11 protein-coding genes are annotated in these 12192 nt (G+C 69.6%); 1 reads left to right on the forward strand and 10 read right to left on the reverse strand.

Features of this window, described 5'->3' with window-relative positions; genetic code table 11:
- Positions 1-192 precede the first annotated feature (192 nt).
- Together OVA11_RS17810 and OVA11_RS17815 are read right to left on the reverse strand one after the other, a co-directional pair.
- Positions 193-1029, reverse strand: a complete 837-nt coding sequence (locus OVA11_RS17810; protein WP_268068590.1) for a C40 family peptidase — start codon at positions 1027-1029, stop codon at positions 193-195.
- The gene (locus tag OVA11_RS17815) at positions 1026-2426 is read right to left on the reverse strand and encodes a leucyl aminopeptidase family protein (protein WP_268068591.1); all 1401 of its coding nucleotides are present in this window, start codon (positions 2424-2426) and stop codon (positions 1026-1028) included. The genes OVA11_RS17810 and OVA11_RS17815 overlap by 4 nt, the downstream gene beginning before the upstream one ends.
- 83 nt (positions 2427-2509) lie before the next feature.
- Here OVA11_RS17815 and OVA11_RS17820 point away from each other — a divergent pair, with 83 nt between their 5' ends.
- Entirely contained in the window at positions 2510-3325 is an 816-nt protein-coding gene (locus OVA11_RS17820) for a tetratricopeptide repeat protein (RefSeq protein WP_268068592.1), read from the forward strand.
- A 145-nt stretch (positions 3326-3470) separates the two neighbouring features.
- Here the strand turns inward: OVA11_RS17820 and OVA11_RS17825 are convergent, their stop codons facing one another.
- The 8 genes from OVA11_RS17825 to cpaB all read right to left on the reverse strand — a co-directional run bounded on the left by OVA11_RS17825 (position 3471) and on the right by cpaB (position 12019).
- A complete protein-coding gene (locus tag OVA11_RS17825) occupies positions 3471-3665 on the reverse strand; it encodes a hypothetical protein (RefSeq protein WP_268068593.1) in 195 nt (64 codons plus the stop codon).
- A gap of 78 nt (positions 3666-3743) precedes the next feature.
- Positions 3744-4724, reverse strand: coding sequence for a type II secretion system F family protein (locus tag OVA11_RS17830; protein ID WP_268068594.1), 981 nt, complete (start codon positions 4722-4724; stop codon positions 3744-3746).
- Between the two features lie 13 nt (positions 4725-4737).
- Positions 4738-5715: a type II secretion system F family protein gene (locus OVA11_RS17835; protein WP_010920778.1), complete on the reverse strand. Its 978-nt coding sequence runs from the start codon at positions 5713-5715 to the stop codon at positions 4738-4740.
- A gap of 3 nt (positions 5716-5718) precedes the next feature.
- Positions 5719-7224 (reverse strand): CpaF family protein, encoded by a 1506-nt coding sequence (locus OVA11_RS17840; RefSeq protein WP_268068595.1) that lies wholly within the window; start codon positions 7222-7224, stop codon positions 5719-5721.
- Entirely contained in the window at positions 7225-8778 is a 1554-nt protein-coding gene (locus OVA11_RS17845; RefSeq protein WP_268068596.1) for an AAA family ATPase, read from the reverse strand.
- Positions 8778-9455 (reverse strand): CpaD family pilus assembly protein, encoded by a 678-nt coding sequence (locus OVA11_RS17850; protein ID WP_268068597.1) that lies wholly within the window; start codon positions 9453-9455, stop codon positions 8778-8780. Before OVA11_RS17850 ends, OVA11_RS17845 begins: the two co-directional genes overlap by 1 nt.
- Positions 9456-9464: 9 nt before the next feature.
- The gene (locus OVA11_RS17855) at positions 9465-11129 is read right to left on the reverse strand and encodes a type II and III secretion system protein family protein (RefSeq protein ID WP_268068598.1); all 1665 of its coding nucleotides are present in this window, start codon (positions 11127-11129) and stop codon (positions 9465-9467) included.
- Positions 11126-12019 carry a Flp pilus assembly protein CpaB gene (cpaB, locus tag OVA11_RS17860; protein ID WP_268068599.1) on the reverse strand — a complete coding sequence of 298 codons (894 nt, stop codon included), beginning with the start codon at positions 12017-12019 and terminating at the stop codon, positions 11126-11128. Before cpaB ends, OVA11_RS17855 begins: the two co-directional genes overlap by 4 nt.
- Positions 12020-12192: the final 173 nt, after the last annotated feature.

The raw sequence follows: 12192 nt of genomic DNA on the forward strand, positions 1-12192 counted from the left end.
CGAAGAGGCCGCGACGCGAAAGCGCCGCGGCCTTTTTCTTTTCCCGTGTCATCCCGGCCGCACCCCGGCGAAAGCCGGGGGAAGAGCCGGGACCCAGGGGCGGCGCGCAGGGCGTTCTGTCCCCCCCTGGGTCCCGGATAGCGCTTCGCGCTTCCGGGATGACACAGAGAGGGAAGCGCCGCCCCCTCCCCCCTAAACCCGCCGATACCCCAGCACCCCGCCGGTCGGCGTCGCCGCGATCCGCGCGATCGCTTCGGCCAGGGGCTCGATGGCGGTGGCCATGTGGTGGGCGTTGGCGTGCAGGATGGTGTCGGGGTCCAGCAGGATCGCCACGTGCCCCTTCCAGAACACGAGGTCGCCACGCCGACGCTCGGCCTCGGAGATCTCGGGGAAAAAGTCCCGCTGCAGATCGGTGTCGCGCGGGCAGGCCCGGCCACAGGCATAGAGCGCCTGCTGCACCAGGGCCGAGCAGTCGAGGCCCAGGCTTTCCCGCCCACCCCACTGATAGGGCGCGTGCAGGAAGCGCTCGGCGACGGCGACATAGTCGGTCTCGAAACGGCCGACGGGCGCCAGGTGGTGATCAACGAACCAGCCCGACCGGGCGCCGCGCACGAACCGCCCTTCCCGCGCCTCGACCGTAACCAGGGCGTTCAGGCTGTAGAGGCCCACGATCGCCGACTTGATGTCCGGCTCGGCGAAGGCGTAGGTGCGCGGAACGGCGATGCGATGATCCGGCGTCAGCACCGGCGCCGACAGGGCCTCGCTCAGCACATAGCCGACATAGCGGTCGCGGCGGGCCTGGCCGAAGGCGAAGTCGCCGGCCTCGAACAGCACGTCGAACAGTTCGCCGAAAACGAGCTGATCTTCCTGCTCGGCGTCCGGCTCGGGGGCCTTGCGCAGGCTAGCGATCGGCGCGCTGACCTGCATCGGGGTGACGTCGGCGAAGCGCTCGGCGGCGACGAGGCCCTCGAGCCGGCGATCCGCCACGCCGTCGCGGACCAGGGTGAGGCGGCGGTCGGGCGCGCTCATCGGGCGAACCTGGCTTGCAGCATGGCGAACGCCGCGCGGATGGCCTGGACCTCGGCGCCCACCGGATAGCCGGGGCGGCCCTTGGGGTTCCAGGCGAAAACGTCGAAGTGCGCCCAGCCGCCCTCGCTCGGGGCGAAGCGCTGCAGGAACAGCGCCGCCGTCGTGGCGCCCGCCTGGGCCCAGCCGTCGGGATCGTTCTTGAGGTCGGCGATGTCGCTGTCCAGCGCGTCGCGATAGGCGTCGGTCAGGGGCAGGCGCCACAGGGGATCGGACACCTTGCGCGAGGCGGTCTCGATCTGGCCGGCCAGGGTGTCGTCAGACGTCCAGAACGGGATCACGAACGGCCCCATGGCCACCCGCGCCGCGCCGGTCAGGGTGGCGAAGTCCAGGGTCAGGGCGGGTTTCAGCTCAGCGGCGCGGGTCAGGGCGTCGGCCAGGATCAGCCGTCCCTCGGCGTCGGTATTGCCGACCTCGACGGTCAGACCAGCCCGGGTCTGCAGCACGTCGCCCGGCCGCATGGCGTCGCCGGCGATGGCGTTCTCGACCACCGGCAGGAGGATCACCAGGCGCACCGGGAGTCTCGCCTCCATCACCATGCGCCCCAGCGCCAGGGCGTGGGCGGCGCCGCCCATGTCCTTCTTCATCAGCCGCATGCCCGACGAGGGCTTGATGTCGAGACCGCCGGTGTCGAACACCACGCCCTTGCCCACCAGGGCCAGCACCGGATGGGACGGATCGCCCCAGGCGATCTCGATCATGCGCGGCGCGCGGGTGTCGACGGCGGCGCGGCCCACGGCGTGGACGGCCGGATAGTTCTCCTTCAGCAGATCATCGCCGCGCACCACCGACAGGGTCGCGCCGTACTTTTCGGCGATCTCGCCGGCGATGGTCTCGATCTGCAGCGGCCCCATGTCGTTGGCCGGGGTGTTGACCATGTCGCGGCACAGGGCGCAGGCGTGGGCCAGGGCGGTGACGAAGGCCACGTCGACGCCCTTGGGGGCCACCAGACGCGGGATCGCCTCCCCGCGCTTCTTGTAGCGGTCATACCGATAGGTCCCGAGCGCAAAGGCCAGGGCCGCCTGCTCGCCGTCCAGCCCCTTGGGCAGGCGCGAGAGGGCGTAGTCGCCGGCCGGCAGCTTGCCCGCCAGACCCCGCAGCAGCGACAGATCGGCGCGGCCCGCGCCCACGCCCATCAGCACCTGCTCGATCGCCCCGCCGGCGCCGGGAATGGGCAGCACCTGCCCGGCCTTGCCCGCAAACTTGTTGGCGGCGGCGTAGGTCCTTGCCGGCGCGCGCTTTCGCGCGAGGAACGCCTCAACCTCGGACTCCGCGACGGGATGCACCGGGATCGCCTTGCCGTCGGTCTCGGCCAGGATCGGATGCGCGGCGTCGGTCATCGGCGAAACCCTTAAAAACTATGCTTAACGATTCCTTGAGGCCCGCGCGGGATGATGCGCGCACCTTCTGGAGACTTGTCTTCATGTGTCGCAAGCGCGCGCTCATCGCAACCGTTCTCGCCCCCATGGCCCTGGTCCTGGCGACCCCGGTCTTCGCCGCCGATCCGCCCAAGGCCGCGAGCGCCAAGGCCGCGCCGGCGCCGGTCAAGGCTTCGCCTCAGCAACGGGCCGAGGCGCGCCGCCTGGACCCGCTGGCCCAGGCCGCCTTCTGGGGCGCGGAGTTCGAGGTTGACGCCGGCGACGCCGAGGCCGGCGCGGGTCTGGCCAAGGCGCTGCGGGCTCTCGGGCGCGCCGACGAAGCCGCTGTCGCCGCGACCAAGGGGCTGATCGCCCATCCGGACGACACCGGCCTCTTGCTGGAACTGGCCCGCGCCCATATCGCCCGGGGCCAGGGCTTCTATGCGATCGAGCCGGCCCGCAAGGTCGCCGCGCTCTCGCCCAAGGACTGGCGTCCGCTGACCCTGCTGGGCGTGGCCTATGAACAGGCCGAGCGGGACGAAGAGGCCGAGGCCGCCCACCGCCAGGCGATCGCGCTGGCGCCCAACGAAGCGACCCCGATGGCCAACCATGCGATGCATCTGGCCGCCAAGGGCGACCTGGCCGGCGCCGAAGTTCAGCTTCGCCGCGCCGTGACCCTCCCCTCGGCGGGGATCCAGGTGCGTCAGAACCTGGCCCTGGTGGTCGGCCTGCAAGGCCGCCTGCCGGAAGCCGAGAAGCTGGTCCGCGCCGACCTGCCGCCCGAGCAGGTGGCCAACAACCTGGCCTATCTGCGCGCCGCCGTGGGCCAGGCGGGTCAGTCCCGCAGTTGGGACGCCGTAAGGGCCGGCGGGGGGCGCTAGAACGCCCCCTCCGTCACGGCGCCAAGCGCCGCGACACCTCCCCCGTTACACGGGGAAGGAAGAGAAATGGTCATCCTCCCCCGCGTGCGGGGGAGGTGGATCGCTGCGGAAACACAGCGAGACGGAGGGCGCGCTCTACTGCCCCCTACCCCGCCAAGGCCTGGCTCACCACCTGGGTCGCCTTGGTGAAGGTGGTGAGCAGCGGCGTCGTCAGCACCTCCTTCAGGGTGAAGGCGAAGAACGCCGCCAGTCCCAGCATCAGCGCCATCTCAAGCGCCGCGCCCCCCTTTTCCTCCTCCGCGAACACGCGGATCGGAGGCCCCTTACCATGATAGCCCATCGCACCTGTCCCAAACCGACACTGAACGGCTGAGACAGCGCAAGACCTACGCCAGGACGAGGCCGGCGCGGACGTCCACTAGAAGGCGTCCTGCACCTTCATGATCGCCGGGCCCAGGATCATGATGAACAGCACCGGCAGGAAGAACAGGATCATCGGCACGGTCAGCTGGGCCGGCAGGGCTGCGGCTTTCTTTTCAGCGGCTGAAAGCCGCAGCTCGCGGTTTTCCTTGGCCATGACCCGCAGCGCCGTCCCCAGCGGCGTGCCATAGCGCTCGGCCTGGATCATCGCCGTGGCCACCGACTTGATGCCGGGATGGTTGGTGCGGCGGGCAAGGTTCTCATAGGCCAGGCGCCGGTCGGGCAGGTACGACAGCTCGGCGGTCAGCAGGGAAAGCTCCTCGGCCAGTTCCATCGACGAGGAGCCGACTTCCGCGCCGACCTTCTGGATGGCCGCCTCGATCGACATGCCGCTCTCGACGCAGATCAGCAAGAGGTCCAGCGCGTCCGGGAAGGCCGCCACGATGGACTCGCGGCGCTTCTGCGCGACGTTGGAGATGTAGACGTTCGGCGCGTAGTAGCCCAAGGCCAGGAACGCCACGCAGGCGCACAGCTTCTGCATCGGCAGCAGGCCAAAGTCGTTGACCACGTACAGATAGAAGGCCGCGCCCGCCGCGAAGGCGAAGGGCATGGCGAACCGGAAGAAGTAGAAGGTCGAGACCGGCTTTGGGCCGCGGAAACCGGCCTGGGCCAGCTTTTCCACGACCTTGGGATCCTCCAGCAGGCGCGACAGCTGCAGGCGCTCGACGACGTTCTTGTAGAGGCCCTCGTCCTGGTGGCGCAGGCTGCCGCCGGCCGTGCCGGGGGCGCGCGTGGCGATGGACTGGCGCGAGCGGCGGCGCAGCTCCTCGCGGCGGTTGGCCACCGACTTGAGCCGGCCCTCCAGATTGTTGTCGCGCATCACCGGCGAGGCCAGGGTGATGATGGTGGCGAACACGACCACGGCGATGAACGCGGTCAGGACGTTCGAGGGGCTGGTCAGGGTCTCGACAAGCGACATGCGGCCCTCCCCCTCAGAACTTGAAGTTGATCATGTTGCGCATCACGAAGATGCCGATGCTCATCCAGATGGCGCTGGCCAGCAGCATCAGGTGACCGCGCGGGTCGGTGAACATCGGGGCCATATAGGCCGGCGAGGTGACGCTGATCAGGGTGACGACGCCGGGCGGCAGACAGCCGATGATGAAGGCCGAGGCGACGGCTTCGGCCGACAGCGCCTTGATCTTCTCCTTCATCAGCTTGCGCGAGCGCAGCACGGCCGAAAGATTGCCCAGGGCCTCGGCCAGGTTGCCGCCGGTCTTCTGCTGGATCGCCAGCACGATCGCAAAGAAGCGCAGCTCGTTGGTGGGCATGCGCTCGTACATCTTCTCCAGGGCCGCATCCATCGGCACGCCCATGGCGACATTCTCGGTCAGGATGCGGAACTCCCCGGCCAGCGGCTCGGGGCATTCCTTGCCGATGATCTTCAGGCAGTCGTGGACCGGCAGGCCCGACTTGATGCCGCGGACGATGATGTCGACGGCGTCGGCGAAGGCCTCGGTGAACTTTTGGGTTCGGCCCTTGGCCAGAAAGCCCAGCACCCAGCGCGGCAGACCCGCGCCGGCGGCGAAGCCCGCGCCCAGCGCCACCAGCGGCGACTGGCCCAGCAGCAGGATGATCATCGCGATGAACAGGCCAAGCGTCCCGCTGACGATCCAGAACATCTTGACGTTGTCGCCCAGACCGGCGGCCTGAAGCCGCGCGGCGATGCTCAGCGACGCCTTCTTCTGCTTGCGATCCTGGTCCTTCAGCGCCTTGAGGATGGCCTGACGGCGCGCGTCGGGGGTGTTGGCGGCGGCCTTGGCGCGCACATTGGCCTGACGCTCGCCGCCCTTGGCGATGATCTGGGCGCGCTTGGCGGCCTTGCTCGACGCGCTGTCGCCGCCGGCGAAGGCGAAGCCGAGGCCGGCGATGGTGATGAAGCCCAGGATCCCGGCCAGGACAAAAAGCATGGCCTACTCCGCCGCGTCGAGGGCTTCGGCCAGCTCGCGCTCCAGGCCGTAATAGCGGGCGCGATCCCAGAAGCGCGGACGGGCGATGCCGGTCGAGCGGTGCTTGCCCACGACCTTGCCGTTCTCGTCCTCGCCGGTGATCTCGTAGACGAAGAGGTCCTGGGTGACGATCACGTCGCCTTCCAGGCCCACGACCTCGGTGATGTGGGTAATGCGGCGCGAACCGTCGCGCAGGCGGGCGGCCTGGATGATCACGTCGACCGAGCCGACGATCATCTCCTTGATGGTCTTGGAGGGCAGGCCGTAGCCGCCCATGGTGATCATGCTCTCGATCCGGCTGATCGCCTCGCGCGGGCTGTTGGCGTGCAGCGTACCCATCGAGCCGTCGTGGCCGGTGTTCATGGCCTGCAGGAGGTCGAACGCTTCGGGTCCGCGGACTTCGCCGACGATGATGCGTTCGGGACGCATCCGCAGACAGTTCTTGACCAGATCGCGCATGGTCACCGCGCCGCTGCCCTCGAGATTGGGCGGACGGGTTTCCAGGCGCACCACGTGCGGCTGTTGCAGCTGCAGTTCGGCCGCGTCCTCGCAGGTCACGACCCGCTCGGTGGGGTCGATGAACGCGGTCATGGTGTTGAGCAGCGTCGTCTTGCCCGAACCCGTGCCGCCGGAAATGACGAGGTTACAGCGGCAGGCGCCGATGACCCCCAGAACCCGCGCTCCTTCGGGACTGATGGAGGCGAACTCCACCAGGTTCTTCATGGTCAGCTTGTCCTTCTTGAACTTCCGGATGGTCAGGGTCGGACCATCCAGAGCCAAGGGGGGCGCGATCACGTTGACGCGGCTGCCGTCGGGCAGGCGGGCGTCGCAGATCGGGCTGCTTTCATCGACGCGGCGGCCGACCTGGCTGACGATCCGCTGGCAGATGTTCATCAGCTGGAGATTGTCGCGGAAGCGGACGTTCGTCAGCTGGACCTTGCCGCCCACTTCGATGAACACCCGGTGCGCGCCGTTGACCATGATGTCGGCGATGTCGTCGCGGGCCAGCAGCGGCTCCAGCGGGCCATAGCCGAGAACGTCGTTGATGATGTCCTGGACCAGATGCTCCTGCTCGGCCACCGACATCGAGACGTTCTTGATCGCCACCAGCTCGGCGACGATGTCGCGGATCTCCTCGCCGGCCTGCTTCAGGTCCAGCTGAGCCAGCTGGGACAGGTCGATGGTGTTCAGCAGGGCGTTGAAGATCGTGGTCTTGGTGGCGTGGTAGTAGTCGCTCTGCTCACGAACGATGGTGGCCGTCTGCGGCTGCCCCTGGGCGGCGCGGAGCTGCTCCAGGCCCACCGTGGCCTTCGGCGCAGGGCCGTTGACCTTGGGAGCCGGCGCCTTGGGTTCCTGGGCGGCGACAGGCTCGACGCGCTGGGGCCGCGTAGCGATGGCCGCGCCGCCCGCGGGCGCGGGGGGCGGCGCCTTGGAATCGCCGGAGGCTGACGTATCGCGCTTGCCGAACATCTACTTCTTCTTGAACAGGCCCGAGAACAGCGAGGTCTTCTGCGTCGGCGGCGGCTCGCGCCGGGTGATCAGCCGCGCCAAATGCTCCAGCCCTTCGGCGGCCTTGGACTTGGGCGCCACCTCGGCCAGCATCTGACCGTTGTTGGCGGCCTGGCCATAGGGCTTGGGATCGAAGGGCAGCACCAGCGACGGCTGCACGCCCAGGGCCTCGCCGAAATCCTTGACCGGGATTTCGGGACGGCCGGGCACGCCCACCTGGTTCAAGACGAGGCGCGGGGGCGCGTCGTTGGGGCGTGAACCCTTGACCAGGTCGATGATGTTCTTGGCGTTGCGCAAGCTGGCGAGGTCAGGCGTGGCCACCACCACCAGATCGTCGGAGCCGATCAGCACCCGACGGCTCCAAGCGTTCCAGACGTGCGGCAGGTCCAGCACCACGAACGGGGCGGCGCCGCGGATCTTCTGGGTCACTTCCTCGAAGGCGTCGGCGCCGAACTCGTAGTCGTCGTCCAGCGAGGCCGGCGCGGCGAACAGCGACAGACGATCGGCGCAGCGCACCATCATCCGGTCCATCAGCACCGGATCCAGGCGGTCAGGCTGGCTCAGCGCGTCGAGCACGCCTTGCAGCGGATCCTGGTTGAAGTCGAGGCCGGCGGTGCCGAAGGCCAGATCCAGGTCGACCAGCACGGTGGCCGACTGCATCTTCTCGGCCATGGACCAGGCGAAGTTGTGGGCCAGGGTCGAGGCCCCCACCCCGCCCTTGGCGCCGACGAAGGCGATCTGGCGACCGGTGAACGGCGCGGCCGGATCGGCGTACAGCGCCCCGACGGCGCGGATCACCTGCAACGGACCCAGCGGCTGGGTCAGATACTCGCTGACGCCCCGGCGCATCAGTTCGCGATAGAGGGCGATGTCGTTGGTCTGCCCCACGACGACCACCTTGGTGCCCGGGTCGCAGACCTGGGCCAGGCTGTCGAGCAGGTGCAGCAGGCGCTGGGCGCCGTCCAGGGTTTCGACCATGACCAGCGAGGGCGTCGGCTGGTTCTGGTAGTAGTCGACGGCCGCTTCCAGCCCGCCGTCTCGCACGATGACAGCCGCCCGCGACATGCGGCGGTCGGCGGCGGCCTTTTCGATCAGGGCGGCGGTCTCGGGCCGGGCGCAGAAGGCGTGGATGGTGATGCGCGGGATCACCGCATCGCCCATCCCGCTGTCGGCGATCGGCTCGTCATAGGCCGGGACCGACGCGACGGGCGCGCTGGCGGGAATGTCACGCTCGCGCTCGTCATAGTCGGGCGCGGCCGCCGCCGGCGCGGCGGGCTGGACCGGGCGCGCCTGGGGCGTGGGCCGGGTGGTCGGCGGCGCGACCTGGGACGAGCGCGCCGGCGGCGGGGCGTCCTCGCGCGGACGGGCCGGCGGGAAGTCGGCGAACGGGTCGTCGAACCCGCCCGCCGGCGTCAGCGACGGGGCGGACGAGCGCCAGGGATCGCCCGCGCCGGTCGTGAACTCGTCGGCGGCGTCGAAGCCCAGGTCGAAGGGATCGTTGTCGGTCGGCCGCATTACTGGATCGCCTTCGAGACGGCGCCGCTGGCCTGCTCGTCCTTGGCCGAACTGGTGACCTCGCCCTTGCGGTACTTGCCCAGCACGGTGTCGCGACGCCCGGTATCCGCCGGCGTCATGTCGCGCGGCCGCACCAGGTCCTCGGGGTTGGCGACCTGGGCGGCGATATTGGCCGCCATGGCGCAACCGAAGTTCTCGTACACGGTATTGTCGCGGGTCGCCGCCAGGTTCTCCCAGCGTTGGCCGCACTTGATCGGCCGGGCCTCGTGGCGGACGAAGCCGACGCGGATCGCACCTTCCTCGGCGCTGGCCTGATCAACGCCGACGACGCGCACGCGCGCACCGGCGCCCAGGCCTGCCAGACGGTCGCGGATCTGGATGGCCATGGCCCCGGCGGTGTTGGGCGCGGTGACGACCAGCTCGCGGGCCTCGGCCTCCAGCCAGCGCGAGACCAGGGCCTCGAGGGCCGCCGACTGGTTGGCCGACAGGCCCGAGGCGTGCGGCTTCAGCAGGATCTCGTCGGGCGCGGCGTCGACCTTGATGCGGTCCATCCACTGCTGGGTTTCGGTGGCGGCCAGCTTGTTGGGCCCCTGGTCGGGCGGCGTCGAAGCGCAGGCGGCCAGGCCCAGCAGGGCGGCGCCGAGGAGGACGGACTTGACGGGGATGCGAAGCGTCATGGCGGCGTCCTACTCGATCACATAGCCGACGGGGCCTTGATAGGCGCGCCCCGCGTTCGCGCCGGCCGGCGCCTTGACCACCTTGTTCAGCCGGCCCAGCAGGACCGTGCTCATGTCGCTGGCGAACTGCAGACCGTCGGCCGGCGTCTGCAGGTTCTGCGGACGGGTCGGGTCGATGATGTACGGGGTGATGATGACCACCAGTTCGGTCTGGTTGTTCAGGAAGTCGCGCGAGCGGAACAGCGAGCCCAGGATCGGCATGCTGGTCATGCCCGGCAGCGAGTCGATGGTTTCCTTGGTGGTCTGCTGCAGAAGACCCGCCAGCATCAGCGAGCCGCCCGAGGGCAGCTCAACGGTGCTCTCGACGCGGCGCACCGACAGGCCCGGGACGGTCAGGTTCGTAGAACCCGAGCTTGTTCCCGTGCTCATGCTGAAGGCCCCCAGGCTGCTGAGCTCGGAAACCTCCGTCGAGAGCTTCAGCGAGATGCGCCCGCCCGACAGAACCACCGGCGTATAGCCCAGGCCCACGCCATAGGGTTTGAACTCGATCGTCACCTTGCCGGAGGTGTCACTCCCGGTCGGGACCGGAAACTCGCCGCCGACCAGGAACTTGCCCGCCTCGCCCGAAACCGCCGCGAGGTTGGGTTCAGCCAGGGTCCGGACCAGACCCACGCGCTCGAACGCCTGGATCATGGCCTTGGCCGAATTCAGACCGGCGCTGCCGGCGGTGTTCTGGATCGTGGCGATATCGCTCTCGCGGTCCACGGCCGGCAGGTCGTAGGCGTCGGTGACGGGGTTGTAGCGCATAACCTGCGGCTGCTGGGTGGTGTCAGCCTTGTAACCGCCCGTCACCCCGCCCAGCAGGCTGCCGTTGACGCCATAGCCGGGCGCCATGCCGAAGGTGTACTGCGTCTCGCCGAGCTGGCCGATGACCGCATTGAGATCGACGCCCAGCTGCTTGATAACGTTGCGCTGCACCTCGACGATGCGGACCTGCAGCATCACCTGGTCCTTGCCGGCGACGCTGATCATGTTCAGCACCTTGTCGGGCGAGCCGACGAACTGGGCGGCGATCCGGCCCGCGTTCTCGGCCTCGGAGGCGCTGCGGACCACGCCGCTCAGCACCACGCTGTCGCGGATCGGCGAGACGCTGATCTTGGCGTCGGGCAGGATCTTGCCCAGCATCGCGGCCAGTTGGTCCACCGGCTGGCTGACCCGGATGCTCAGCGACAGGATGCGGCGGCCGGCGGTGTCGAAGAAGGCCGCGTCGGTCGTGCCCTCGGCCAGACCCACGATGTAGATCCGGCGCTTGTCGCGCAGCACCGCGTCGGCGATCTGCGGGTTGGTCACCAGAAGGTCGCGGACCTCGCTGGGCAGTTCGACGATCGCCGACTTGCCCTTGGCCAGCTCCAGGGTCGCGGCGGTCTGGTCGGCGGTCATCACGATGCGGGCGACCTGATCCTCGGCGCGGACCATGACCGGCGCAGGCGCCGCCGCAGGCGCGCGGGTGACGCGGGCGGGCGGTCGATAGGTGTGGGACCCGCCGATGGGACCATCGGCGAACACCGGCGCGGTCGACGTCAGCGCCAGCAGGGCGGCGACGGAAGCCGTCAGGAGACGACGCGAAGCGGACATGGAGGCTTTCACGGAAGGAAGGTTCACCGGACGGCTCATGGACGCACCGCCACGCTGGTGGTCTGGCCGCCGCGGTTGATGCGGACGGTGGAGTCGTCGCCGGCCACCGCGTGGGTCACGCCCGACGGGCCGCCCATGTCGGTATAGGCGCGCAACGCCAGGGTGATGGGGCCGCCGGCCTTGGCGCGGGCCAGGGCCTCGGCCTCGACGGGGCCGACCTCGAGGGTGGCGGTGGCCGCCACGATCGACTTGGCGTCCTTCTCGGCGGCGGTGGCCTGGTCGAGGGCCAGCACCCGGATGTTCTGCAGCACGGTCTCGGCGATCATCACCTTGCCGCCCTGGTCGCCGGCGGCCGGAGCGTCGCGGGTCGACAGCACATCCACGCGGTCGCCCGGCAGGATGAAGCCGCCGACGGCGGTGTCGGAGGTCACGGGCACCGACATGGCGCGCTTGCCGGGGGTCAGCACGACCGAGAGGTAACCGCCCTCCCCGCCGCGCACGATCTTGCGGGGCGTGATGGGCTCGCCGATCAGGATCGGGTCGCGGACGATCGCGCCCTCGACGACCTTGGCCGGATCGCCGCCGATCATCTGGTCGGCGGTGGCCGCGACGGCCGCCTTGGCCGCCTCGACCTTGCCGTCCGGCGTGACGGGCGCGGAACCGTTGGTGATGAAGGCCGCGTTGATCGAATCGCTGGGCCAGGCCTGCCAGCCCACATCGGCCGCCACCAGGCGCGTGCCCACGGGCAGGTCACGCTTGGCGACCAGGACCTGGGTCATGGGCTTTCCCGGCGCGGCGGGGCCGCCCGGCGCCTCGACAAGGCCCGTCGGCTTGGCCGGCGCGCCGCCCAGGGCGCGCTGCAACACCACGGCCAGGCCGATGGCCGACACCGCGGCGATCAGGACGATCAATAGGCGAACGGGGCTCATGAGCAGGCTGGAACTCTAGGGTGAGCCGAACGGCCGCCGGTCCGGCGAGCGCGCACGATTCGTCAGTCAGCCTTTCTGGCCACGCCCCATGGTGGCCGCCGCATGGTTAACGCCTGCTAAAAGTTTTGCTCGGGACGTGGATCGATCACGCGACAGGCTGTCGCGCCAGGAGT

The organism is Caulobacter sp. SL161, assembly GCF_026672375.1.
Lineage (GTDB): Bacteria > Pseudomonadota > Alphaproteobacteria > Caulobacterales > Caulobacteraceae > Caulobacter.

Coding starts and splice junctions, on each gene's coding strand:
- OVA11_RS17810 (WP_268068590.1), bottom strand. CDS start 1,029: ATGAGCGCGCCCGACCGCCGCCTCACCCTGGTCCGCGACGGCGTGGCG.
- OVA11_RS17815 (WP_268068591.1), bottom strand. CDS start 2,426: ATGACCGACGCCGCGCATCCGATCCTGGCCGAGACCGACGGCAAGGCG.
- OVA11_RS17820 (WP_268068592.1), top strand. CDS start 2,510: ATGTGTCGCAAGCGCGCGCTCATCGCAACCGTTCTCGCCCCCATGGCC.
- OVA11_RS17825 (WP_268068593.1), bottom strand. CDS start 3,665: ATGGGCTATCATGGTAAGGGGCCTCCGATCCGCGTGTTCGCGGAGGAG.
- OVA11_RS17830 (WP_268068594.1), bottom strand. CDS start 4,724: ATGTCGCTTGTCGAGACCCTGACCAGCCCCTCGAACGTCCTGACCGCG.
- OVA11_RS17835 (WP_010920778.1), bottom strand. CDS start 5,715: ATGCTTTTTGTCCTGGCCGGGATCCTGGGCTTCATCACCATCGCCGGC.
- OVA11_RS17840 (WP_268068595.1), bottom strand. CDS start 7,224: ATGTTCGGCAAGCGCGATACGTCAGCCTCCGGCGATTCCAAGGCGCCG.
- OVA11_RS17845 (WP_268068596.1), bottom strand. CDS start 8,778: ATGCGGCCGACCGACAACGATCCCTTCGACCTGGGCTTCGACGCCGCC.
- OVA11_RS17850 (WP_268068597.1), bottom strand. CDS start 9,455: ATGACGCTTCGCATCCCCGTCAAGTCCGTCCTCCTCGGCGCCGCCCTG.
- OVA11_RS17855 (WP_268068598.1), bottom strand. CDS start 11,129: ATGAGCCGTCCGGTGAACCTTCCTTCCGTGAAAGCCTCCATGTCCGCT.
- cpaB (WP_268068599.1), bottom strand. CDS start 12,019: ATGAGCCCCGTTCGCCTATTGATCGTCCTGATCGCCGCGGTGTCGGCC.